20 protein-coding genes are annotated in these 24,327 nt (G+C 72.5%); all 20 read left to right on the forward strand.

The genetic code is table 11. The features are described from left to right. Positions 1-113: 113 nt before the first annotated feature. The 20 genes from alaS to DEJ16_RS08570 all read left to right on the forward strand — a co-directional run bounded on the left by alaS (position 114) and on the right by DEJ16_RS08570 (position 24,296). Complete coding sequence (gene alaS / locus DEJ16_RS08475; RefSeq protein ID WP_110825075.1) at positions 114-2,771, forward strand: alanine--tRNA ligase; 2,658 nt, start codon at positions 114-116, stop codon at positions 2,769-2,771. Continuing rightward, complete coding sequence (gene ruvX / locus DEJ16_RS08480; protein WP_110825074.1) at positions 2,771-3,223, forward strand: Holliday junction resolvase RuvX; 453 nt, start codon at positions 2,771-2,773, stop codon at positions 3,221-3,223. The genes alaS and ruvX overlap by 1 nt, the downstream gene beginning before the upstream one ends. Positions 3,224-3,293: 70 nt before the next feature. Continuing rightward, on the forward strand, positions 3,294-4,997 hold the full coding sequence (mltG, locus tag DEJ16_RS08485) for an endolytic transglycosylase MltG (RefSeq protein WP_146232851.1): 1,704 nt from the start codon (positions 3,294-3,296) through the stop codon (positions 4,995-4,997). A 56-nt stretch (positions 4,998-5,053) separates the two neighbouring features. Continuing rightward, complete coding sequence (aroC, locus tag DEJ16_RS08490) at positions 5,054-6,274, forward strand: chorismate synthase (RefSeq protein ID WP_110825072.1); 1,221 nt, start codon at positions 5,054-5,056, stop codon at positions 6,272-6,274. Between the two features lie 38 nt (positions 6,275-6,312). Continuing rightward, positions 6,313-6,858, forward strand: coding sequence for a shikimate kinase (locus tag DEJ16_RS08495; RefSeq protein WP_110825221.1), 546 nt, complete (start codon positions 6,313-6,315; stop codon positions 6,856-6,858). Then, positions 6,855-7,952, forward strand: a complete 1,098-nt coding sequence (gene aroB / locus DEJ16_RS08500) for a 3-dehydroquinate synthase (RefSeq protein WP_375232115.1) — start codon at positions 6,855-6,857, stop codon at positions 7,950-7,952. The genes DEJ16_RS08495 and aroB overlap by 4 nt, the downstream gene beginning before the upstream one ends. A 57-nt stretch (positions 7,953-8,009) precedes the next feature. Beyond that, positions 8,010-9,701, forward strand: coding sequence for an AarF/ABC1/UbiB kinase family protein (locus tag DEJ16_RS08505; RefSeq protein ID WP_110825071.1), 1,692 nt, complete (start codon positions 8,010-8,012; stop codon positions 9,699-9,701). A gap of 99 nt (positions 9,702-9,800) precedes the next feature. Then, positions 9,801-10,361: an elongation factor P gene (gene efp / locus DEJ16_RS08510; protein WP_110825070.1), complete on the forward strand. Its 561-nt coding sequence runs from the start codon at positions 9,801-9,803 to the stop codon at positions 10,359-10,361. An 11-nt stretch (positions 10,362-10,372) separates the two neighbouring features. Continuing rightward, the gene (nusB, locus tag DEJ16_RS08515; protein WP_110825069.1) at positions 10,373-10,825 is read left to right on the forward strand and encodes a transcription antitermination factor NusB; all 453 of its coding nucleotides are present in this window, start codon (positions 10,373-10,375) and stop codon (positions 10,823-10,825) included. Between the two features lie 77 nt (positions 10,826-10,902). Further along, on the forward strand, positions 10,903-11,472 hold the full coding sequence (pyrR, locus tag DEJ16_RS08520) for a bifunctional pyr operon transcriptional regulator/uracil phosphoribosyltransferase PyrR (RefSeq protein WP_110825068.1): 570 nt from the start codon (positions 10,903-10,905) through the stop codon (positions 11,470-11,472). Beyond that, positions 11,469-12,428 carry an aspartate carbamoyltransferase catalytic subunit gene (locus DEJ16_RS08525; RefSeq protein ID WP_110825067.1) on the forward strand — a complete coding sequence of 320 codons (960 nt, stop codon included), beginning with the start codon at positions 11,469-11,471 and terminating at the stop codon, positions 12,426-12,428. Before pyrR ends, DEJ16_RS08525 begins: the two co-directional genes overlap by 4 nt. Next, a complete protein-coding gene (locus DEJ16_RS08530) occupies positions 12,425-13,780 on the forward strand; it encodes a dihydroorotase (protein WP_110825066.1) in 1,356 nt (451 codons plus the stop codon). The genes DEJ16_RS08525 and DEJ16_RS08530 overlap by 4 nt, the downstream gene beginning before the upstream one ends. After that, positions 13,777-14,319 carry a hypothetical protein gene (locus tag DEJ16_RS08535; protein WP_110825065.1) on the forward strand — a complete coding sequence of 181 codons (543 nt, stop codon included), beginning with the start codon at positions 13,777-13,779 and terminating at the stop codon, positions 14,317-14,319. Before DEJ16_RS08530 ends, DEJ16_RS08535 begins: the two co-directional genes overlap by 4 nt. After that, complete coding sequence (gene carA, locus DEJ16_RS08540) at positions 14,319-15,533, forward strand: glutamine-hydrolyzing carbamoyl-phosphate synthase small subunit (RefSeq protein ID WP_110825064.1); 1,215 nt, start codon at positions 14,319-14,321, stop codon at positions 15,531-15,533. Before DEJ16_RS08535 ends, carA begins: the two co-directional genes overlap by 1 nt. Beyond that, entirely contained in the window at positions 15,533-18,811 is a 3,279-nt protein-coding gene (gene carB / locus DEJ16_RS08545) for a carbamoyl-phosphate synthase large subunit (protein WP_110825063.1), read from the forward strand. The genes carA and carB overlap by 1 nt, the downstream gene beginning before the upstream one ends. Beyond that, on the forward strand, positions 18,805-19,668 hold the full coding sequence (gene pyrF, locus DEJ16_RS08550) for an orotidine-5'-phosphate decarboxylase (RefSeq protein ID WP_258365881.1): 864 nt from the start codon (positions 18,805-18,807) through the stop codon (positions 19,666-19,668). The genes carB and pyrF overlap by 7 nt, the downstream gene beginning before the upstream one ends. Next, entirely contained in the window at positions 19,665-20,627 is a 963-nt protein-coding gene (gene gmk, locus DEJ16_RS08555) for a guanylate kinase (RefSeq protein WP_110825062.1), read from the forward strand. The genes pyrF and gmk overlap by 4 nt, the downstream gene beginning before the upstream one ends. Positions 20,628-20,656: 29 nt before the next feature. Next, positions 20,657-20,920 carry a DNA-directed RNA polymerase subunit omega gene (rpoZ, locus tag DEJ16_RS08560; RefSeq protein WP_110825061.1) on the forward strand — a complete coding sequence of 88 codons (264 nt, stop codon included), beginning with the start codon at positions 20,657-20,659 and terminating at the stop codon, positions 20,918-20,920. Positions 20,921-20,925: 5 nt separating this feature from the next. Continuing rightward, entirely contained in the window at positions 20,926-22,137 is a 1,212-nt protein-coding gene (gene metK, locus DEJ16_RS08565; protein WP_110825060.1) for a methionine adenosyltransferase, read from the forward strand. Between the two features lie 8 nt (positions 22,138-22,145). Beyond that, complete coding sequence (locus tag DEJ16_RS08570; protein ID WP_110825059.1) at positions 22,146-24,296, forward strand: primosomal protein N'; 2,151 nt, start codon at positions 22,146-22,148, stop codon at positions 24,294-24,296. Positions 24,297-24,327: the final 31 nt, after the last annotated feature.

Here is a 24,327-nt window from a genome sequence, read left to right on the forward strand (position 1 = left end):
CCCTCCCACACCACCGCACCGTCCCCTCAGCCGCACCGTCCCCTCAGGACGCGCGGTCCCGTTCCACCGGCCCCGAGCCTCCCGTCCCCGCCACACGCCCTACAGGAAGCACCATGCAGACCGCAGAGATCCGCCGCCGTTGGCTCCAGTTCTTCGGTGACCGCGGCCACACCGTCGTCCCGTCCGCGTCGCTCGTCTCGGACGACCCGTCGCTGCTGTTCACGGTGGCCGGCATGGTGCCGTTCATCCCGTACCTGACCGGGCTCATCCCGGCGCCGTACCCCCGTGCCACGAGCGTGCAGAAGTGCATCCGCACGAACGACATCGAAGAGGTCGGCAAGACCCCCCGGCACGGCACGTTCTTCCAGATGAACGGCAACTTCTCGTTCGGGGACTACTTCAAGGAGCAGGCGATCCAGTACGCCTGGCAGTTCCTGACGGACCCGGAGTCCGACGGCGGGCTCGGGTTCTCCGCCGACGACCTCTGGGTGACCGTGTACGAAGAGGACGACGAGGCGATCGCGTTCTGGAAGCGCCACTCGACGCTGCCCGACGACCGCATCCAGAAGCTCGGCAAGGACACGAACTACTGGTCCACCGGCCAGCCCGGGCCGGCCGGGCCCTGCTCGGAGATCTTCTTCGACCGCGGTCCCGAGTACGGCGTCGACGGCGGTCCGGCCACCGACGACGACCGCTACGTCGAGATCTGGAACCTGGTCTTCATGCAGTACCAGATCGCCGACGTGCGGTCGAAGGTCGACTTCGAGATCACCGGCGAGCTGCCGAGCAAGAACATCGACACCGGCATGGGGCTCGAGCGCGTCGCCTTCATCAAGCAGGGCGTCGACAACATGTACGAGATCGACCAGGTCCGCCCGGTGCTCGACAAGGCTGCCGAGGTCTCCGGACGGCGCTACGGTGCCGACCACGAGGACGACGTCCGGATGCGCATCGTCGCGGACCACGTGCGGTCGGCGCTCATGCTCATCACCGACGGCGTCACGCCGTCGAACGAGGGCCGCGGGTACATCCTCCGTCGGCTGCTCCGTCGCACGGTCCGTGCGATGCGCCTGCTCGGCGTCGAGGGCGCGACCTTCCCGCAGCTCTTCCCGGCCTCCCGCGACGCCATGCGCGACGCCTACCCGGAGGTCGGTGAGCAGTACGACCGCATCGCCCGCATCGCCTACGCCGAGGAGGAGACCTTCCTCCGCACGCTCGCACAGGGCACGACGATCCTCGACGTCGCGGTCGACCGAGCCAAGCAGGACGGCCGGCAGGCGATCGGCGGCGACACCGCGTTCCTGCTGCACGACACCTTCGGGTTCCCCATCGACCTGACCATGGAGATGGCGGAGGAGGCCGGCGTCCACGTCGACCGCTCCGCCTTCGAGACGCTCATGTCGGAGCAGCGCGCCCGCGCGAAGGCCGACGCCAAGAGCAAGAAGACCGCGCTCGCGGACCTCAGCGTCTACAGCGCCTTCCGGGCCGCGGGTGAGACCGTGTTCCTCGGCTACGACGCCCTCCAGGCCGAGAGCCGCGTGCTCGGCCTCATCGTCGACGGGCGCAGCGTCGACCGCGCGGTCGCCGGGGACATCGCCGAGGTCATCCTGGGCGAGACGTCGCTGTACGCCGAGTCCGGTGGGCAGGACGCCGACCAGGGCTCGATCGTCGGCAACGGGTTCGACCTCGAGGTCCTCGACGTGCAGCGCCCGGTCTCCGGGCTGTGGAGCCACACGGTGCAGGTGCGTTCGGGCGAGGTCGGCGTGGGCGACCCCGCCACCACGGTCGTGGACGCCGAGTACCGCCGCGGCGCGACGCAGGCGCACTCGGCGACGCACCTCGTGAACGCGGCGCTCCGGGACGTGCTCGGTCCGGAGGCGCTCCAGGCCGGCTCGTACAACAAGGCCGGCTACATGCGCCTGGACTTCTCCTGGAGCCAGCCGGTGTCGCTCGAGACCCGCTCCGAGATCGAGGAGGTCGTGAACACGGCGATCCGCTCCGACCTCGAGGTGTCGACCCGCATCCTGCCGATCGACGAGGCGAAGGCACTCGGCGCGCAGGCGCTGTTCGGCGAGAAGTACGGCGCCGAGGTCCGCATGGTCGACATCGGCGGCCCGTGGTCCCGCGAGCTCTGCGGTGGCATCCACGTCGCGTCGAGCGCGCAGGTCGGCCTCGTCAACCTCGTCGGCGAGGCGAGCGTCGGATCGACGAACCGCCGCGTCGAGGCGCTCGTCGGACTCGAGGGCTTCCGCGAGCTCGCCGTGGAGCGGACGATCGTCTCGCAGCTCTCGAGCGCCCTCAAGGCACAGCGTGACGACCTGCCGGGCCGCGTGCAGGCGCTGCTCGAGGACCTCAAGACCGCACAGAAGCGGATCGCCGAGTTCGAGTCGGCGAACCTGCAGCAGCGCGTGCCGTCGATCGCCCGCACGGCCCAGCGCACCGGGAGCGTCTCGGTCGTCGCGCAGGTGGTCGAGGGGCTGACGTCGAGCGACGACCTCCGCTCCCTCGCCACCGGCGTCCGCGGTCAGCTCGGCTCGGATGCGGCCGTCGTGGTCCTCGGCGCCGTCGTCGGCGGGAAGCCCGTCGTGATCGTCGCCACGAACGACGCGGCCCGCGCCGCGGGCGTGCAGGCCGGCCCCCTCGCGAAGGAGGCCGCCGGCGTGCTCGGTGGTGGCGGCGGCGGCAAGCCGGACCTGGCGCAGGGCGGCGGGACCGACGCGTCGGCCCTCCCCGCTGCGCTCCGTGCGGTGACCGACCGCATCGCGGCCTGATCGTGGCGATCCGCTCCGGGCGGCGGCTCGGCGTCGACGTCGGCCGTGCCCGGATCGGGGTCGCGGTGTGCGACCGCGACGGTCTGCTCGCGACCCCGGTGGCGACCGTGCGACGGGACGACTCGTCCGACCTCCGACGGATCCTGGCGATCGCGGAGGAGTACGACGTGCTCGAGGTCGTCGTCGGGCTCCCGCTGTCGATGTCGGGCGGGGAGACCGCCTCCACCGCCGACGCGCGCGACTTCGCCGGCCGCATCGCCGCGCACCGGCCGGTCCGGCTCGTGGACGAGCGACTCTCCACCGTCACCGCCCAGCGGGGCCTGCACCAGGCCGGCAAGAACACGAAGAAGTCGCGCGCCGTGATCGACCAAGCGGCCGCTGTTATCATTCTGCAACATGCGCTCGACCACGAGCGCGCATCCGGCGCCCCACCCGGGGCCGAGCTCCCCTGATCGGCTGCCCTCCCGACGTCGCACCCGCGGCCCGGAGCCGCGGAGTTCCCGACCGAGAGACCGAGGACCGTTGGCAGACGATCTGGACTGGAACGCGATCATCGCGACCGGCAACGACGCCGAGCGCCGTGAGCGCACCGGGACCCCGACGGACGGCTCCGGCCAGAGCAGCGGCCACGCGCCGCTCTCGCGCCGAGCCGCCCGTGCGGCACGAGAGCGACAGGAGGCCGCGTCGGCGGCGACGCAGCGCGATCAGCCGACAGCGGCACCGGCCGAGCAGTCGGCGGGCGAGCCCGGGAGGCCCGGCCCGCGTCGCAGCGTCGGCACCGCCCCGGCGGGTGACGACGTCCACCCCGACGTGCACGCCCTGCTCGGCGGCACCCTGCACAGCGGTCACGTGCCGGCTGCCGCCGGTCGAGGAACGCGCGACGAGGCGGACGACGAGACCCCGGTCCGCCGTCGCGGGACCTGGCAAGGGGTCGGCGCCGACGACGGCGTCGCTCCTGCCGCACGCACCGTCGCAGCAGCTCCGGTCGGGTCCACCGGCACGGGCAGCGGCGCCACGGACGACGACGCGTCCGGTGCCGACGGATCCGGTGGCGACGGGCCCCGCGGCGGTGCCGGACGCGGTGGCGCGGGCGGGGACGACGGCGGCCGACGGGGCGGACGCGGGGGAGCCTCCCGTCCGCCGCGGGACGACCGTCCCGCCCGTCGCAAGGGTCCGCTCATCGCGGGGATCGTCATCGTCGCGCTGGTGCTCGCCGCCGCCGGCGGTGCCTACGCGTTCGCCGCACCGAAGGTCCAGGCGGTGATGAGCGCGATCTCCGGCGCGAAGGAGACCGACGACTACACCGGTGACGGCACCTCGAAGGTGACCATCACGATCAAGGAGGGCGACATCGGCGAGGACGTCGCCGCCACGTTGCAACGCAGCGGCGTGGTGAAGACCTCGAGCGCGTTCTACGAACTGCTGCTCGCGTCGCCCGAGGTCCAGTTCCAGCCGGGCTCCTACGCGCTCAAGAAGAAGATGAGCTCGAAGGCCGCGCTCTCGGCGCTGCAGGACAAGGCGAACCGCGTCGAGGACCCGTCACTCGTCATCCCGGAGGGGACGGCCCTGCAGGACATCGAGGCCGGCATGGTCTCGAAGGCCGGCCTGAGCAAGGCCGAGGTCGCCGCCGCGGCGGAGGACGTCTCGGCGTACGGTCTCCCGGCGGGCGTCACGACCCTCGAGGGCTGGCTGTTCCCGGCGACCTACCCGATCAAGCCCGACTGGACCGCGAAGCAGTACTTCCAGGCCATGGTCGACACGATGAAGCAGCGGCTCGAGAAGGCCGGCGTCGCCGAGGCCGACCAGGAGCGCGTCGTGGTGTTCGCCTCGCTCGTGCAGAAGGAGGCCGGTCTCGCCGCGGACTACCCGAAGGTGGCGCGGGTGTTCCAGAACCGGCTGGACGACGGCATGCGGCTGCAGTCCGACGCGACCGTCGCCTACGGCACCGGGAACACGCACACCGTGACGACCACGGACGCCGAGCGTGCGGACGCGTCGAACGAGTACAACACCTACCAGCACGACGGACTGCCGCCGGCGCCGATCTCGAACCCCGGTGACATCGCGATCGACGCGGTCGTGCACCAGGCGACGGGCAACTGGCTGTACTTCGTCACGGTCGACCTCGAGACCGGCGAGACCGTGTTCTCGGACACGTACGACCAGCACCTCGTCGCGGTCGAGCGCTTCCGCAGCTGGCTGCGGGCGCACCCGGAGTACCAGTAGTCCCTCCCGCAGCGCACGGCACGTCGCACGGCCGTGCGCTGTGGGAGGATGGCTCCATGCTTCGTTGGTTGACCGCTGGAGAGTCCCACGGACCCGAACTCATCGCCATGATGGAAGGCCTCCCGGCCGGCGTCCCGGTGTCGTACGAGTCCATCCGCGCCGACCTCGCGCGCCGCAAGCTCGGCTACGGCCGTGGGTCCCGCATGAAGTTCGAGCAGGACGAGCTGCACCTGTCCGGTGGCGTCCGCCACGGTCTCTCGATGGGCAGCCCGATCGCGATCCGCATCGGCAACACCGAGTGGCCGAAGTGGGTCGAGGTGATGAACCCCGAGCCCGTCGAGCAGACCGACGCCTCCCGCGGCCGCGGTGCCCCGCTGACGCGCCCGCGCCCCGGGCACGCGGACCTGGTCGGGATGCAGAAGTACGGCTTCGACGAGGCCCGACCGATCCTCGAGCGCGCGTCCGCCCGTGAGACCGCGGCCCGGGTCGCGCTCGGCGCCGTGGCGAAGTCCTTCCTCGCCGAACTCGGGATGACCTCGGTCGCGCACACGCTGCAGGTCGGTACGGTCCGCGTGCCAGAGGACGCCGCACTGCCCGTGCCCGCCGACGTCGACCGCCTCGACGACGACCAGCTCCGCTGCGCCGACCCCGCGACCTCCGCCCGCATGGTGACCGAGGTCGAGGCCGCGAAGAAGGACGGCGACACCCTCGGCGGCGTGGTCGAGGTGCTCTTCTACGGGGTCCCGCCGGGACTCGGGTCGCACGTGCAGTGGGACCGTCGGCTCGACGCGCGCCTGGCAGCGGCGATCATGGGCATCCAGGCGATCAAGGGCGTCGAGGTCGGTGACGGCTTCGCGACCGCGGCCCGCCGCGGGTCCGCCGCGCACGACGAACTGCAGCGCGCCGACGGTGCGATCGTGCGCACGAGCGACCGTGCGGGCGGCACCGAGGGCGGCATGTCCACCGGTACGGTCCTCCGCGTCCGTGCCGCGATGAAGCCGATCGCCACCGTCCCGCACGCGCTGCAGACCATCGACGTCGCGACGGGCGAGGATGCGAGTGCGCACCACCAGCGCTCCGACGTCTGCGCGGTGCCGGCGTCCGGCGTCGTCGCCGAGGCGATGGTGGCCCTGGTGCTCGCCGACGCCGTGCTCGAGAAGTTCGGCGGTGACAGCGTGGCCGAGACGAAGCGGAACCTCGAGGGCTACCTCGCCGCGATCCCGGAGACGCTCCGGACGCGCCGGAGCGACCCGACCGCGCCGACGCCAGCACGGTGAACGTGGCCGTGCCCCGGCCTGTGGTCGTCATCGGACCGATGGGCGCGGGGAAGTCGAGCGTCGGCCGCCGGGTGGCCAAGGCACTCGGCGTCCCGTTCACCGACACCGACCGGGTGATCGCCCGCGAGCACGGCCCGATCCCGCGGCTGTTCGCCGAGCGCGGCGAGCCCGTGTTCCGCGAGCTCGAGGCCGAGGCGGTCCGACGAGCGGTCGAGACGGGTGGCGTCGTGTCCCTCGGCGGGGGAGCCGTCATGCACGAGGGCACGCGCGCGGCGATCGCGGACGCGCACGTCGTCCTGTTGACCGTCTCGGCCGAGGCGGTCGCGCCCCGGATCCTCGGTAGCGACCGGCCGCTCATCGCGACCGGCGGCATCACGGCGTGGCAGTCGATCCTCGACGAGCGGGCACCGACGTACGAGCGGCTGGCCGACCTGGTGCTCGACACCTCGCGGCGGCCGATGTCCCGCGTGGCGGAGGACGTCGTCGCGTGGGTCCGGCGCACGGCACCGTCGAGCGCCCGGACCGATGGCCGGACCGACGGCCGACCCAGCAGCCCCACCACCTCCGACGAAGGAGCACCGTGACCGAGTCGACCCTGCCCGAGGGCACCACCGAGATCCGCGTCGGCGGCGACGACGGCTACGTCGTCGCGGTCGGGAACGGCCTGCTCGGGGCCGTCCCCGCGTTGCTCGGCCCGCGCGTCGCCAAGGTCCTCATCGTGCACGCACCGACACTCGGGGCCCGGGCCGAGGACCTCCGGCAGTTGCTCGTCGACGCGGGGCTCGAGGCCCTCATCGCGGAGGTCCCCGACGCCGAGGCCGCGAAGCGGATCGAGGTCGCCTCGTTCTGCTGGCAGGTCATGGGCCAGTCCGACTTCACCCGCACCGACGCCGTGATCGGGCTCGGCGGCGGCGCCGTCACCGACCTCGCCGGGTTCGTCGCCGCCACGTGGCTGCGCGGCGTGCCGTACCTGTCGATGCCCACCACGGTGCTCGGCATGGTCGACGCGAGCGTCGGCGGCAAGACCGGCATCAACACGAACGAGGGCAAGAACCTCGTCGGCGCCTTCGCCGCCCCGCGCGCGGTGGTCGCCGACCTGGACCTCCTCCGGACCCTGCCGCGGAACGAGGTCCTCGCGGGCTTCGCCGAGATCGTCAAGGCCGGCTTCATCGCGGTCCCGGAGATCCTCGACGTCATCGAGGCGGACGTCGATCGCGTCACCGACCCGACGACGCCCGAGTTCCGTCGCGTCGTCGAACTCGCGATCGGTCTCAAGGCGCAGGTCGTGTCGGACGACTTCACGGAGCAGGGCCGTCGCGAGGTGCTCAACTACGGGCACACCCTCGGTCACGCGATCGAGCACGCCGAGCGGTACCAGTGGCGACACGGCGCTGCGGTCTCCGTCGGGATGGTCTTCGCCGCCGAACTCGCACGCCTGACCGGGCACTTGGACGACGCCACCGTGGACCGACACCGGGCGGTGCTGGACTCGCTCTCGCTCCCCACCACCTACCCGCTCGGACGGTGGCAGAGCCTCCTCGCGACCATGCGTCGGGACAAGAAGGCACGCGCCGGCATGCTCCGGTTCATCATCCTCGACGGGATCGGCAAGCCGGTGACGCTCGAGGGCCCGGAGGACCACCTGCTCTTCACCGCATACCAGGAGGTCGGCGCCTGAGGTCCGACGGGTCCCGGCACCCCGGTCCGCCCCAGGCCCACGGAGCAGACTGAGGACGTGCCGAACCCGCCCCGTCTCAGCGACTTCTCCACCCAGCAGCGTCCGGACGCGGGGACCGCCCGCGGTCGGGCCCGTCGGTTCGCCGAGGTGCTCGGGATCGCACGGCGCCACGGGCTCCTGCCGATCCGTCGGCTCGACTTCTCGCGGGAGCCGGCCACGGCCGACCTCCGCCGGGACCAGGCCGACCACCTGCGCCTGGCGCTCGAGGAGGCCGGCGGTGGCTTCGTGAAGATGGGCCAGGTCTTGTCCACACGCGACGACCTGCTGCCCGACGAGTGGACGGAGCGCCTCGCGCTCCTGCAGGGGAGCGTGCGTCCCGCCGCGCCCGACGAGGTCGCCGCGCTGCTCGAGGCCGAGCTCGGCGCGCCGGTGGCCGGGGTGTTCGCGTCCTTCGACCCGGAGCCCGTCGCCGCGGCCTCCATCGCGCAGGTGCACCGCGCACGGCTCGCCGACGGCACCGCGGTCGCGGTCAAGGTGCAGCGGCCGGGCATCGACGCCGCGGTCCGGCGGGACGTCGACATCGCCCTGCGGCTCGTGCGCTTCCTGACCCGGACGTCCGCGCAGGCGCGGCAGCTCGGCGTGGTCGAGGTGGCCGAGCAGTACGGCGCCGACCTCGTCCGACAGGTCGACTTCACCGCGGAGCTGCGGAACCTCGAGTCGCTCCGCGCGGCCCAGGCCCGGAGCGCGCGTCCCGACGAGGTGCGGTTCCCGGAGCCGTACCGCGACCTGTCGACGCGACGCGTGCTCGTGATGGAGTTCCTGGAGGGCGACACGCTCAGCGCGATCCGAGCCGAGCGCTCGGACCGCGACCTCGACGAGCCGATGCGCTCGGTCCTCCGCGCGTTCCTCCGTCAGGTCGTCTTCGACGGCGTCTACCACGCGGACCTGCACCCGGGGAACGTCCTGCTCCTGCCCGACGGACGGCCCGCGCTCATCGACTTCGGATCGGTCGGGAGGCTCGACCCGGGTCTCCGGGACACGGTCCAGGAACTGCTCGCCGCCTACCTGCAGGACGACACCTCACGCATCGCGGACGCGGTCCTCCGGATGGCGCCGGTCCGCGACCCCGAGGACGAAGCGGACTTCCGGCGCGACATGGCGCGGTTCGTCGCCGAGGAACTCGGTCCGGGCGCGCGGATCGGCGTCGAGACGGTGGACGACGCGGTCGAGGTGTTCGGTCGCTACCGGCTGCGTGCTCCGGCCGACTTCGTGGCGGCCGCCCGCGCGCTGGCGATCTTCGAGGGGACGCTCCGCACGCTCGCGCCGTCGTTCGACCTGCTCGAGGAGTCGCGCGGCCTCGCGGCGGAGCAGATCCGCGACCAGCTCCGGCCCGCCGCGGTGCGGAGCGTCCTCGTCCGCGAGCTCTTCGGGCTGGTGACCTCGGCGCGGCGGCTGCCGCGCCGCATCGACAAGATCACCGAGGCGGTCGAGGCGGGGCGGCTGTCGGTGAACATCCGGCTGCTCAGCGACCGGCGTGACCGCCAGACCGTCTCCGGCATGATCCGCCGGGTGTTGCTCGTGCTCCTGGGAGCCGGGGCGGGCCTCCTGGCCGTGGTCTACCTGGCCGCGCCGGCCCGGCCGACGGCCGTGATCAGCACGCTCGTGGCCGGGGCGTTGCTCGGCGGCACCTGTGTCGTGCTGCTCGCGTGGGCGGCCGTCGACGCGTGGCTGGCGCGGAGACGGCAGTAGGCCGGCGGTCCGGTCCCGGCACGCCGGGCCCCGTCCGCTACACTCGTCCGGGGCTCCACGAGCCTGGACACCTTCACAACACCATCGAACGGAAGACCCATGGCGAGTACCACTGACATCAAGAACGGCGCCGTTCTCATCATCGACGGGCAGCTCTGGTCGGTCGTCGAGTTCCAGCACGTGAAGCCGGGCAAGGGCGGCGCCTTCGTGCGCACCAAGCTCAAGCAGGTCGTCTCCGGCAAGGTCGTCGACCGCACCTTCAACGCCGGCGCGAAGATCGAGACCGCCACGGTGGACCGTCGCGACTTCCAGTACCTCTACGAGGACGGCGACTCGTACGTCTTCATGGACCAGGACACCTACGACCAGGTCAACGTCCCGGCGGCCGTCGTCGGTGACGCGCGCAACTTCCTGCTCGAGTCCGCGCAGGTCACCATCGCGATGAACGAGGGCAACCCGCTCTACGTCGAGCTCCCGACCTCGATCGTCACCACGATCGAGACCGAGCCCGGCCTGCAGGGCGACCGCTCCTCCGGCGGCACGAAGCCGGCGACGATCGTCACGGGGTACCAGATCCAGGTCCCGCTCTTCCTCGAGTCCGGCACCAAGGTCAAGGTCGACACCCGCGACGGCAACTACCTCGGCCGCGTCAACGACTAGGCGCTGACCGTATGAGTGCTCGTTCGAAGGCCCGCAAGCGCGCCCTCGACATGCTGTACGTGGCCGAGGTGCGCGAGCTGCCGATCGCGGACGTCCTCGCGACCGAGACGGTCCGCCACCTCGACCAGCCGGAGCGCGCCTCCAGCTGGGACTACGCGCGGCAGATCGTGACGGGCGTCGACGAGGCCCGGTACGAGATCGACGGCGTCATCTCCGACCACGCGCAGGGCTGGGCGATCGCCCGGATGCCGGTCCTCGACCGCTGCATCCTGCGCATGGGCGTGTGGGAGATCCGGTTCAACCCGGAGGTCCCGGACGCCGTGGCGATCGCGGAGGCCGTCGAGCTCGCCCAGTCGCTGTCCACCGACGACTCGGCCGGCTTCGTGAACGGCGTCCTCGGCGCCGTCGCGGAGGGCCGTGGACCGTCCGGTCGGACTGTCGCGGAGGACCGGGAGTCCCGCTAGGCTCGAACGCAACCAGCATCCTTTGATGCCGTCCAGTGAGGCGGGGGTCGTCCAGAGAGACGAGGAAGGAGGTCGGCGTGGGCACCAGAACGGTCCTGCAGCAGTCCGACATCACGCGTGCCCTGACACGCATCTCACACGAGATCCTCGAGGCCAACCACGGCGGCTCGGACCTCGTGCTGCTCGGCATCCCGACCCGCGGGGCCGTCCTCGCCGAGCGCCTGGGTCGGGTCCTCGCCGACATCGAGCCCGGGTGGGAGTCCGCGTCCGGCGGCATCGGCACCGAGCGCGTCGGAGCACTCGACGTGACGATGTACCGCGACGACCTCGGTCGGGGCATCGGTCGGTCCCCGCACCGGACGGTCATCCCCGCCGGCGGCGTCGACGGCAAGGTCGTCGTCCTCGTCGACGACGTCCTCTACTCCGGCCGGACGGTCCGCGCGGCGCTCGACGCCCTGCAGGGCATCGGCCGCCCACGCGCCGTCCGCCTGGCGGTCCTCGTCGACCGGGGCCACCGCGAGCTGCCGATCCGGGCCGACCACGTCGGCAAGAACCTGCCGACCGCGGGCGACGAGCGGGTCTCGCTGCACCTGACCGAGACCGACGGCGTCGACGAGGTCGTCATCGAGCAGGGCGGTGCGGCATGAGGCACCTGCTCTCGACCGCGGACCTGTCGCGGGAGGAAGCCGTCCGCATCCTCGACGTCGCCGAGGAGATGGCGGAGGTGAACACGCGCGAGGTCCGGAAGCTGCCGGCGCTGCGCGGCCGGACGGTCGTCAACCTGTTCTTCGAGGACTCGACCCGCACGCGGATCTCGTTCGAGGCGGCCGCCAAGCGCCTCTCCGCGGACGTCATCAACTTCGCCGCGAAGGGCTCGAGCGTCTCGAAGGGCGAGTCGCTCAAGGACACCGTGCAGACCCTCGACGCGATGGGCATCGACGGCATCGTCATCCGCCACGGGGCGTCCGGCGCCCCGCGCGTCCTGGCCGAGGCCGACTGGATCGATGTGCCGGTCGTGAACGCCGGCGACGGTACCCACGAGCACCCCACGCAGGCGCTCCTCGACGCGTTCACGATGCGCCGCCGGCTGCACGGCACGGCGAGCCGCGGGCAGGGCCTCGACGGCGTCCGCGTGCTCATCGTCGGCGACGTCCTGCACAGCCGCGTGGCCCGCAGCAACGCCTGGCTGCTCCGGACCCTCGGCGCCCACGTCACGTTCGCCGCGCCGCCGACGCTGCTGCCCGCGGTGGACCGCCCCTTCGGTGCCGCGGTCCAGCACGACCTCGACGCCGCACTGGCCGAGGACCCGGACGTCGTGATGACCCTGCGCATCCAGCAGGAGCGGATGAACGACGCCTTCTTCCCGAACCCGCGCGAGTACACCCGCCACTTCGGGCTCACCGCCGCGCGCTTCGCCCGGCTGCCCGAGCGCACGCTCGTGATGCACCCCGGCCCGATGAACCGCGGGCTCGAGATCGCCGGCGTGGCCGCCGACGACGCCCGCTCCACCGTGGTCGAGCAGGTCGCGAACGGCGTCTCGGTCCGGATGGCCGTGCTCTACCTCGCCCTCACCGGTGACCACCAGAAGGAGACCGTCGCATGACCGCACACCTCATCCGCGGCGCGCAGCTGGTCGACGGCACCCGGGCCGACATCCGCCTGGAGGGTCGGCTCGTCACCGCGGTCGGGTCCGGTCTCGACACGGCCGGTGCCACGGTCGTCGACGCCGACGGGCTGCTCGCCCTGCCCGGTCTCGTCGACCTGCACACCCACCTCCGCGAACCCGGCCACGAGGAGTCCGAGACCGTGCTGTCCGGCTCACGGGCCGCCGCCGCCGGCGGGTTCACCGCGGTCAACGCGATGGCGAACTCCTCGCCGGTCGCCGACACCGCCGGGGTGGTCGAGCAGGTGCAGGCGCTCGGGGACGACGCCGGCTACGTCACGGTCCGGCCGATCGGCGCCGTGTCGCAGGGCCTGCAGGGCACGCACCTGTCCGAGATCGGCGCGATGGCGACCTCGCGCGCGGCCGTCCGGGTGTTCTCCGACGACGGCTCGTGCGTCGCCGACCCGCTGCTCATGCGGCGCGCGCTCGAGTACATCAAGGGCTTCGGCGGGGTGCTCGCGCAGCACGCCCAGGAACCCCGTCTGACCATCGGCGCGCAGATGAACGAGGGCCGGCTGTCCTCCGAGCTCGGCCTCGCCGGATGGCCCGCCGTGGCCGAGGAGTCGATCATCGCGCGCGACGTCCTGCTCGCCGACCACGTCGGTGCCCGGCTGCACGTCTGCCACGTCTCGACTGCGGGCAGCGTCGAGGTGATCCATTGGGCCAAGTCCCGCGGGATCGACGTGACGGCGGAGGTCACCCCGCACCACCTCGTCCTGACCGAGGACCTCATCGCGGGCCACGACGGTGCGCCCGGGTACGACGCCCGCTACAAGGTCAACCCGCCCCTCCGCAGTCGTGAGGACGTCGACGCGCTCCGCGCGGCCCTCGCCGACGGCACGATCGACATCGTCGCCACCGACCACGCGCCGCACCCGGCCGAGGCGAAGCACTGCGAGTGGCCGGCCGCCGCGAACGGGATGGTCGGGCTCGAGTCGGCGCTCAGCGTCGTGCACGCCGCCGTGGTGGCCGACGGTCGCCTCGACTGGGCCGACGTCGCCCGGGTGCTCTCGAGCGCGCCGGCCCGGATCGGCCAGGTCGCCGGCCACGGGCACGCGATCGCCGAGGGGGCACCGGCCGAGGTCACGTTGTACGACCCGGCCGCCGTGCGCACGTTCTCGGTCGACGACCTGCACGGACAGTCGCAGAACTCGCCGTACCTCGGCATGCGCCTGCCCGGCCGGGTGGTCGCCACGTTCCACCACGGCATGCCCACCGTCCTCGACGGTGAACTGCTCGACGCCGGGACGGTCGCGGCACGGGCCGCGCACGAGCGGGCGGCGACCGCATGAGCGGTGACACGGCGCGCTGGCTGCTCGGCGGGGTGATCCTGCTCGCGGTGGCGGCGCTGTTCGTCGTGATGGCCCGCACGTGGCGGACGCGCAGCCGACGGCAGGCGGAGGCCGTGCCTCCCGTCCCGGTCCCAGCGGACCCCGGGCCCGTGGTCGGGTCGTGGGACGGGTTCACCGTCGCGACGACCCGCGCCGACGAGCCGCTCGAACGCATCACGGCCGGCGGCCTCGGGTTCCGCGGCCGCGGCGGTGTGACGGTCCACCGGTCCGGCGTCGTGCTGCACCACGCCGGCACGGACGACCGCTGGATCGCCCGGAGCGCGGTGCGCGGTGCCGACCGGGCCACGTGGGCCATCGACCGGGTGGTCGAGCCCGGGGGACTGGTCCGACTGCGATGGACGGCGACCGGCGCCGCAGCTGCGACGGACCTCGACACCTACTTCCGGTTCCCCCAGGGCGACGCGGACGCGCTCCGCGCGCTGCAGGGACCGGCGATGACGAACGACTCCCCGCACACCGCGGGCGAAGGGACGAACTGATGACACGCGAACGGGCCGTACTGGTCCTCGAGGACGGCACCCGGTACGACGGCTGGGCCTACGGCGCCCGCGGGCGCACGCTCGGCGAGGTGGTCTTCGCGACCGGCATGACCGGCTACCAGGAGACGCTCACCGACCCGTCGTACGCGGGCCAGATCGTGGTGCAGACGGCACCGCACATCGGCAACACGGGGGTGAACGACGAGGACCCCGAGTCCCGGCGCATCTGGGTCGCCGGGTACGTCGTGCGCGACCCCAGCCGGGTGGTGTCGAACCACCGGGCCAACGCCTCGCTCGACGAGCACCTCGTGCGCGACGGCATCGTCGGCATCTCCGGGATCGACACCCGGGCCCTGACCCGGCGCATCCGCGACGCCGGCGCGATGAAGGGCGGTGTCTTCAGCGGGGCCGACGCGACGCTCGACGCCGACGAGCAGCTCCGGATCGTCACCGAGCAGACCGGCATGACGGGCAGGAACCTGTCCGCCGAGGTCTCCACGGCCGAGGAGTACGTGGTCGCGCCGGTCGGGGAGCGGATCGGCACGCTGGCCGTCCTCGACCTCGGCGTCAAGGCGTCCACCACGCGGTACCTGTCCGAGCGCGGCTTCGAGGTGCACGTGCTGCCGCAGGACGTCACCGTCGAGCGGCTACGCGAGCTCGACCCCGACGCGCTGTTCTACTCGAACGGCCCCGGCGACCCGGCCGCCTCCGACGCCCAGGTGTCGCTCCTGCAGGACAGCCTGCGCGACGGCCGACCGTTCTTCGGCATCTGCTTCGGCAACCAGCTGCTCGGCCGCGCGCTCGGCTTCGGCACCTACAAGCTGCCGTTCGGCCACCGCGGGATCAACCAGCCGGTGCTCGACACCACGACGGGCAAGGTGGAGATCACGAGTCAGAACCACGGCTTCGCGGTCGACGCCCCGGTCGGGGAGACCCTCGAGTCGCCGGTCGGTTTCGGCCGGGTCGAGGTGTCGCACTACTCGCTGAACGACAACGTCGTCGAGGGCCTCCGCGCGCTCGACATGCCCGCGTTCAGCGTGCAGTACCACCCCGAGGCGGCCGCCGGACCGCACGACAGCATGTACCTGTTCGACCGCTTCCGGGACATGGTCCTCGCCCGACGACAGGGGGAGCCGCTCGACGCGGCCACCGCCGACGCGACCACCCCCGCCGCCGACGTCACGACCGCCGACACCACGAAGGAGGGCAACTGATGCCCAAGCGCTCCGACATCAGCTCCGTCCTGGTCATCGGCTCCGGTCCGATCGTCATCGGGCAGGCCGCCGAGTTCGACTACTCCGGCACCCAGGCGTGCCGCGTCCTGCGCGCCGAGGGCGTCCGGGTCATCCTCGTGAACCCGAACCCGGCGACGATCATGACCGACCCGGACTTCGCCGACGCGACGTACATCGAGCCGATCACGAACGCGTCGCTCGAGGAGATCATCCGCATCGAGCAGCCCGACGCGGTCCTGCCGACACTCGGCGGGCAGACCGCCCTGAACGCCGCGATCGCGCTCGACGAGGCCGGCATCCTCGAGAAGCACGGCGTCGAGCTCATCGGCGCGAAGGTCGACGCCATCCAGCGCGGTGAGGACCGACAGCTCTTCAAGGAGCTCGTCCTCGAGTCGGGCGCGGACGTCGCCCGCAGCCACATCGCGCACACGCTCGAGGAGGCGAAGGAGTTCGCGCAGGACCTCGGCTACCCGCTCGTGGTCCGGCCCTCCTTCACGATGGGCGGGCTCGGCTCGGGCTTCGCCTACAACGAGGAGGAGCTCGTCCGCTTCGTCGGCGACGGCCTGCAGTCGTCCCCGACGACGGAGGTCCTGCTCGAGGAGTCGATCCTCGGCTGGAAGGAGTACGAGCTCGAGCTGATGCGGGACAACGCGGACAACACCGTCGTCATCTGCTCGATCGAGAACGTCGACCCGGTCGGCGTGCACACCGGTGACTCGATCACGGTCGCCCCCGCGCTCACGCTGACCGACCGCGAGTACCAGAACATGCGGAACATCGGCATCGACATCATCCGTCGGGTGGGCGTCGACACCGGCGGCTGCAACATCCAGTTCGCGGTCGACCCCTCGAACGGTCGCGTGATCGTCATCGAGATGAACCCGCGCGTCTCCCGCTCGTCGGCCCTCGCGTCGAAGGCGACGGGCTTCCCGATCGCCAAGATCGCCGCGAAGCTCGCCATCGGGTACCGGCTCGACGAGATCCAGAACGACATCACGCAGGTCACCCCGGCGAGCTTCGAGCCGACGCTGGACTACGTCGTCGTGAAGACCCCGCGCTTCGCGTTCGAGAAGTTCCCCGCCGCCGACGCGACGCTCACCACGACGATGAAGAGCGTCGGCGAGGCGATGGCCATCGGCCGCAACTACGCCACCGCGCTGCAGAAGTCGCTCCGGTCGCTCGAGAAGCGCGGGTCGAGCTTCCACTGGGACGTCCCGGCGGACCAGCTCGACAAGGCCGCCCTGCTCGAGAAGTCGCGCGTCCCGACGGACGGCCGGATCGTCACGGTCCAGCAGGCCCTCGTCGCCGGCGCCACCACGGCGGAGGTCTTCGACGCCACCGGCATCGACCCCTGGTTCATCGACCAGATCGTCCTCATCAACGAGGTCGCGGCCGAGGTCCGGGACGCCGCGACGCTCGACGCCGACACGGTCCGCTGGGCGAAGGAGCACGGCTTCAGCGACGTGCAGATCGCCGCGCTCCGGGGCATCACCGAGCAGGAGGCCCGCGACCAGCGGCACGCGCTCGGCATCCGGCCGGTGTTCAAGACCGTCGACACCTGCGCGGGCGAGTTCCCCGCCCTGACGCCGTACCACTACTCGTCCTACGACACCGAGACCGAGGTCGCCCCGAGCGACCGCAAGAAGGTCGTCATCCTCGGCTCCGGCCCGAACCGCATCGGCCAGGGCGTCGAGTTCGACTACTCCTGCGTGCACGCGTCCTTCGCGCTGAGCGACGCCGGGTTCGAGACGATCATGGTGAACTGCAACCCGGAGACGGTCTCGACCGACTACGACACCTCGGACCGCCTGTACTTCGAGCCGCTCACGGCCGAGGACGTCCTCGAGGTCATCGAGGCCGAGCAGGCGTCCGGGCAGGTGGTGGGCGTCGTCGTGCAGCTCGGCGGGCAGACCGCGCTGGGCCTGGCGAAGCCGCTCGAGGCCGCGGGCATCCCGATCCTCGGCACGAGCCCGGACGCCATCGACCTCGCCGAGGAGCGCGGGGCCTTCTCCCGCATCCTCGACGACGCCGGCCTCCTCGCCCCGAAGAACGGCACCGCCCACGACCTGGCGAGCGCGACCACCGTCGCCGAGGGCATCGGCTACCCGGTGCTCGTCCGCCCGTCCTTCGTGCTCGGTGGGCGCGGCATGGAGATCGTCTACGACTCCGCCGCCCTCGCCGACTACTTCGACCGGATGGCCGACCAGGCGATCATCGGCCCGGACCTGCCGCTGCTGGTGGACCGCTTCCTCGACGACGCGGTGGAGATCGACATCGACGCCCTGTACGACGGCGAGCGGCTGTACGTCGGCGGCATCATGGAGCACATCGAAGAGGCCGGGATCCACTCCGGTGACTCGTCCTGCACCCTGCCCCCGGTCGGCCTCGGTCGAGCCGAGATCCAGGCCGTCGTGGACGCGACCGAGGAGATCGCGCGGGGCGTCGGCGTCCGCGGTCTGCTCAACGTGCAGTTCGCGATCGGTGCGGGCGTGCTCTACGTCCTCGAGGCGAACCCGCGTGCCAGCCGCACGGTGCCGTTCGTGTCGAAGGCACTGGGCATCGCCCTGGCGAAGGCCGCCGCGCGCATCATGACCGGCTCGACGATCGACGGGTTGGTCGACGAGGGGATGCTGCCCGCCCGCGACGGCGCGTTCGTCCCGGCGCAGGCGCCGGTCGCCGTCAAGGAGGCCGTGCTCCCGTTCCGGCGCTTCCGCACCGCCGACGGGCAGGTCGTCGACTCCGTGCTCAGCCCGGAGATGCGCTCGACCGGCGAGGTCATGGGCATCGACCGCGACTTCCCGCGGGCGTTCCTGAAGAGCCAGGAGGCCGCGTACGGCGGGCTCCCGACCAGCGGCACGGTCTTCGTGAGCGTCGCCGACACGGACAAGCGCGCCATCGTCCTGCCGGTGCACCGCCTGCAGCAGCTCGGGTTCCGGATCATCGCGACCGAGGGCACCGCCGAGGTGCTCCGCCGCAACGGAATCCTGGTCGGCACGGTCGGCAAGTACAGCCAGGGGCAGGAGAGCGTCGTCGACCTGCTCGCCCGCAACGAGGTCGACATCGTCATCAACACGCCGAGCGGTGCCTCGGGTCGTGCGGACGGGTACGAGATCCGTGCGGCCACCGTGGCGGCCGACAAGCCGCTGTTCACGACGATCTCGCAGCTCGGCGCGGCGGTCGCGGCGATCGAGACGATCGGGACGCCGCACAGCGTCCGGAGCCTGCAGGACTACGCGCTCGAGCGAGCCGGGTGGTGACGCCGTTCGGCGTCCGGCTCGCGGCCGCCATCGACGCGCGCTCGGCCCTGTGCGTCGGGATCGACCCCCACGCCGCCACCCTGGCGGCGTGGGGGCTCGGCCGCGACGAGGAGGGCCTCACGGCGTTCGGCGCCACCCTCGTCGACGCGGCCGCGGGCCGTGCGGCCGTCGTGAAGCCGCAGGTCGCGTTCTTCGAGGCCGCCGGGGCGGCCGGGTTCCGGGCGCTCGAGGCGACGATCCGTCGGGCGCGGGACGCGGGCCTCCTGGTCGTGGCCGACGTGAAGCGCGGCGACATCGGGTCCACCGGGGACGACTACGCGCTCGCCTGGCTGGACCGCGACGGGCCGTTCGCGGCGGACGCGATGACCGTGTCGCCGTACCTGGGGTACGCCTCGCTCGCCGGGACGATCCGCGTCGCCCGTGCGCACGGAGCGGGTGTGTTCGTGCTCGCCGCGACGAGCAACCCGGAGGCACGCGTGCTCCAGACGGCGGTGGTGGCCGAGGGGCCGCGTGCCGGTCGGACCGTGGCGGCCGGTATCGTCGTGGACGTGGCAGACGAGAACCGGACGACGGCCGACCAGGCCCTGGGGGACGTCGGGCTCGTGCTCGGCGCGACGCTCGACCTCGACGACTTCGGCATCACCGCCGACGACATCGGCGCGGCGCCGGTGCTCGCGCCCGGGTTCGGCGCGCAGGGCGCACGCATCGGGGACCTCCGCGGGCTGTACGGCAGCCGTGCCGAGCAGGTCCTGGTGAACGAGTCGCGCGGCCTGCTCGTCGACGGTCCGGACGCCGTCGCCGGCCTGGTGGCGGACCGCGCGGAGCGGATCGCGCGCGCCCTGGCGGTGGCCGCGTGACCGAGCAGACCGGGGCAGCGCCCGACACGTCCACGGACGACCGCGCCGAGCTCCCCGCGCACCGGAACCCGCCGGAGGTCGACCGTGTCGCGGCCGCGAAGGCCGCCGTCGCCGCACGACGAGCACGTGCCGCCGTCAAGGCCGCGGTGGCGTCGGGGGAGCGGTCGCCGCTCGAGGTCGCCAAGGCCGCGTGGTCGGAGGACGAGTCGGTCGTCGCGGCGACCGCCGCCGAGCGGTCGCTCCGGGTGCGGGACCTCCTCACGAGCCTGCCCGGTGTCGGTCCGGCCCGGGCCGAGGCCGTGATGGGCGCCCTCCGCATCGCGCCGTCCAAGCGCCTGGGTGGCCTCGGCAGTCGACAGCGCACCGAGCTCGCGGACTGGTTGGCGGCACGTGGGCGCAAGCGGGGGGCCTCGAAGCTCGTCGTGCTCGCGGGGCCGACCGCGGTCGGGAAGGGCACCGTCAGTGCGCACATCCGCGAGCAGTACCCCGAGGTGAACCTCAGCGTGTCCGCGACGACCCGCAAGCCCCGCCCGGGCGAGGTCGACGGCGTGCACTACTACTTCGTCGACGACGCCGAGTTCGACCGGATGATCCGCGACCGCGAACTGCTCGAGTACGCCACCGTGCACAACTCGTACCGGTACGGCACCCCGCGGCCGCCGATCGACCGTGCGCTCGACGCCGGCGAGAAGGTCATGCTCGAGATCGACCTGCAGGGTGCCCGGCAGGTGCGGGACGCCATGCCCGAGGCGGTGCTCGTGTTCCTGCTGCCGCCGACCTGGGACGAACTCGTCCGACGGCTCATCGGCCGCGGCACCGAGTCCGCCGAGGAGCAGGCCCGGCGGCTCGAGACCGCGAAGGTGGAGCTCGCCGCGCAGGACGAGTTCGACGTGCGGATCGTGAACTCGGATGTCAGCACGGCGGCACGCGAGGTCGTAGACTTGTTCTCTGCGCCCTGACGGGTGCACCGACGACGAGGAGCAACCCCATGGCCAACCCCCAGGGCATCATCGACCCGCCCATCGACGACCTGCTCAGCAAGGTCGAGTCGAAGTACGCGCTCGTGATCTTCGCCTCCAAGCGCGCCCGCCAGATCAACGACTACTACGCCGACCTGCACGAGGGCTCGCTCTTCGACAACGTCGGTCCGCTCGTCGACTCGACGATCGACGACAAGCCGCTCTCGGTCGCGCTCCACGAGATCAACGAGGACAAGCTGACCGTCACCAAGCAGCAGCAGCCCACCGTCTGATCCCGGTGACGAGCGCACTCCGTCTCTTCACGTCGGAATCGGTGACCGAAGGCCACCCCGACAAGATCTGCGACCAGATCTCGGACGCCATCCTGGACGCCCTCCTCACGGTCGACCCGCACGCCCGGGTCGCCGTCGAGACGATGGTGACGACCGGGCTCGTGCACGTCGCCGGCGAGGTCACCACCTCCGGCTACGTCGAGATCCCGCAGCTGGTCCGTGACGTCATCACGGGCATCGGCTACGACTCCTCCGACGTGAGCTTCGACGGCCGTACCTGTGGCGTCGAGATCTCGATCGGAGCGCAGTCGCCCGACATCGCGCAGGGCGTCGACGAGTCGCTCGACACCCGCTCGGGTGCCGGGGTGGACCCGCTCGACCGCCAGGGCGCGGGCGACCAGGGCATCATGTTCGGCTTCGCGACGAACGAGACGCCCGAGTACATGCCCGTCGCCATCTGGCTCGCACACCGCCTGGCGGAGAAGCTCGCAGCGGTCCGCAAGTCCGGTGAGCTGACGTACCTGCGCCCGGACGGCAAGACCCAGGTCACGGTCGGGTACGACGGCATCACGCCGAAGACCGTCGAGACCGTGGTGCTGTCGACGCAGCACGCGCCGAGCGTCACGCTCGAGCAGCTGACGGCCGACATCACCGAGCACGTCATCCGTCCGGTCCTCGACCTGGTGGACCTCGACTCGTCCCGGGTGGACGTCATCGTGAACCCGACCGGTCGGTTCGAGATCGGCGGGCCCCAGGGCGACGCCGGCCTGACCGGGCGCAAGGTGATCGTCGACACCTACGGTGGGGCCTCGCGGCACGGCGGTGGCGCGTTCAGCGGCAAGGACCCCTCGAAGGTGGACCGCTCGGCGGCGTACGCCCTGCGCTGGGTCGCCAAGAACGCCGTCGCGGCGGGACTCGCCGACCGGCTCGAGGTGCAGGTCGCCTACGCGATCGGTCGCGCCAAGCCGGTCGGTCTGTACGTCGAGTCCTTCGGCACCGGCCACGTCGACGACGCCACGATCGAAGCCGCGATCACCGAGGTGTTCGACCTCCGACCGGCCGCGATCATCCGCGACCTCGACCTGCTCACGCCGAAGTACGCGAAGACGGCGACCTACGGGCACTTCGGTCGCGACCTGCCCGGATTCACCTGGGAGCAGCTCGACCGCGTCGAGGAGCTCCGCACCGCGGCAGGACTCGTCCCCGCCACCGCCTGAGGCCCTCCGTGGCCACCGTCGCGCGCGTCGTCCTCGACTCGCCGCTCCCGCAGCTCGACCGTCTGTTCGACTACCGGGTGCCGGCCGAGTTCGAGGACGACTGCGTGCCGGGGGTCCGCGTGAAGGTGCCGCTGCGCTCCGGTGCGCGCATGACCGACGCCTACGTGGTCGAGGTCGTGTCGGACGACGCCCTGTCCCCGGAACACGACTTCCCGGGGGAACTCAGCGTCATCGAGGAACTCGTGAGCCCGGTGCCGGTGCTCGCGCCCGAGGTCTGGCGACTCGCGCGGGCCGTGGCCGACCGTGCCGCCGGGGTCGCGAGTGACGTGCTGCGGCTCGCGGTGCCGACCCGGCAGGTCCGGCCCGAGAAGGCCTGGCTCGAGCGGGACCCGGAGCACGTACCGCCGGCGGTCGAGGCGGTCCCGGTCACCGGGTACGCGGACGGCGCGCTCGAGGCCGTCATCGACGCCGGTGGCCGTGCGGCGGTCAGTGCCGTCCCGCACCCGGTGCTGCTCGCGGCACCGGCACCGGCACCGGCACCGGCACCGACGCCCGCGACGGAGCCAGACGTCGACGCTGACGCTGACGCTGACGCTGACGCCGGCGCTGACGCCGACCCGACAGCGGACGGCCCTGCTCCCGCCGACGGCGGTCCGCAGCCGGTCGCCGCAGACGCGCCCGACGGCGTCTGGGTGCCGGGCTGGGCCGCCACCCTGGCCCAGGCCGCGGCGCACACCCTGGCGGGCGAGCGCTCCGCCGTGCTCGCCGTCCCCGACTTCCGGGACGTCGCCGACCTCGAGCGTGCGCTGCACGTCCTCGTGCCGCCGGAGCGGGTCGTCCGCTTCGACGCCAAGCAGACGAACGGGCAGCGGGCCCGCGCGCTCCTGACCGCCCGGACCCACCCCGTGGTGGCGATCGGCAGCCGGGCCGCCGTGTACGCCCCGGCCGCCGACCTCGGGCTCATCGCGCTGTGGGACGACGGCGACCCGTCCTTCGCCGAGCAGCGTGCACCGTACGTGCACACCCGGGACGTCGCCCTCGTGCGGACCGCGCAGTCGGGCGCGGCGCTGCTCATGCTCTCGCACGCCCGGAGCACCGACGTGCAGCGGCTCGTCGAGCTCGGCTGGTTGCAGGAGCTCGCTCCGCACCGGGTCCGGGTGCCGAAGGTCGTGCCGACGGCGCACCAGACGAACGCCGACGGGTACGCCGCGCAGGCCCGGATCCCGAGCAGCGCGTGGCGGGCCGCCCGCGAGGCGAGTCGTGAGGGTCCGGTCCTCGTCCAGGTGTCGAACCCCGGGTTCGGGACGGGACTGGTCTGCTCCGAGTGCGGGGAGCGCGCGCACTGCCGGGTCTGCGGCGGCCCGCTCGGCAGTCCACACGCGGGGTCGACCCCGCAGTGCCGGTTCTGCGGTGCCCTCGCCGCCGGCTACCGCTGCCCGACGTGCGGCAACGGCACGCTCAAGCCGGTCGGCCAGGGGGCACAGCGCACCGCCGACGAACTCGGCCGGGCCTTCCCGAACACCCGCATCGTCGTCGCCGACGGGTCCCGCCCGATCGACGAGGTCCCGGCGCGTCCCGCGGTCGTCGTCGCGACCCGCGGAGCCGAGCCGGACGTCGCCGGCGGGTACGCGTGCGTCCTGCTCCTCGACGGCGAGCGGATGCTGGCGCGGGAGGGGCTCCGGGTGCAGGAGGACGTCCTGCGCGTGTGGGCGAACGCCGCGGCCAAGGGCGCGCCCGGTGCTCCGGTCTACCTGGTCGGGATCGGCGGGAAGCTCGCGAACGCGATGGCACTCTGGCGGCTCGACCTGCCTGCGCACGACGAGTTGACCGACCGCCGCGAGCTGTTCTTCCCGCCGGCCGTCCGGGTCGCGACCCTCACCGGCACCGACGAGGCCGTCACCGGCGCGGTCGAGGCACTCGGCGACGCTCCGGTGGGGCCCGTCCTCGGGCCCGTCCCGGTGGAGGACCCGACGCCGGGCACGGTCCGCGCGATCGTGCGGTTCCCGTACGGACACGGCGCCGAGGTCGCGGCGACGCTCAAGGCGGAGGTGATCCGGCGCTCCTCGACGCGACGGGTCGTCGCCGGTGGCACGAAGCGGCGGGCGGCCCCGGCGCTCCGGGTCCGGATGGACGACGCCGAACCCTTCTCCGAGGTCTGACCCGCGCTGCACGGGCCCCGCGCTGTACGCG

This window comes from Curtobacterium sp. MCJR17_055 (assembly GCF_003224335.1).
GTDB lineage: Bacteria > Actinomycetota > Actinomycetes > Actinomycetales > Microbacteriaceae > Curtobacterium.

Coding starts and splice junctions, on each gene's coding strand:
- alaS (WP_110825075.1), top strand. CDS start 114: ATGCAGACCGCAGAGATCCGCCGCCGTTGGCTCCAGTTCTTCGGTGAC.
- aroC (WP_110825072.1), top strand. CDS start 5,054: ATGCTTCGTTGGTTGACCGCTGGAGAGTCCCACGGACCCGAACTCATC.
- DEJ16_RS08495 (WP_110825221.1), top strand. CDS start 6,313: ATGGGCGCGGGGAAGTCGAGCGTCGGCCGCCGGGTGGCCAAGGCACTC.
- efp (WP_110825070.1), top strand. CDS start 9,801: ATGGCGAGTACCACTGACATCAAGAACGGCGCCGTTCTCATCATCGAC.
- nusB (WP_110825069.1), top strand. CDS start 10,373: ATGAGTGCTCGTTCGAAGGCCCGCAAGCGCGCCCTCGACATGCTGTAC.
- DEJ16_RS08525 (WP_110825067.1), top strand. CDS start 11,469: ATGAGGCACCTGCTCTCGACCGCGGACCTGTCGCGGGAGGAAGCCGTC.
- DEJ16_RS08530 (WP_110825066.1), top strand. CDS start 12,425: ATGACCGCACACCTCATCCGCGGCGCGCAGCTGGTCGACGGCACCCGG.
- DEJ16_RS08535 (WP_110825065.1), top strand. CDS start 13,777: ATGAGCGGTGACACGGCGCGCTGGCTGCTCGGCGGGGTGATCCTGCTC.
- carA (WP_110825064.1), top strand. CDS start 14,319: ATGACACGCGAACGGGCCGTACTGGTCCTCGAGGACGGCACCCGGTAC.
- carB (WP_110825063.1), top strand. CDS start 15,533: ATGCCCAAGCGCTCCGACATCAGCTCCGTCCTGGTCATCGGCTCCGGT.
- rpoZ (WP_110825061.1), top strand. CDS start 20,657: ATGGCCAACCCCCAGGGCATCATCGACCCGCCCATCGACGACCTGCTC.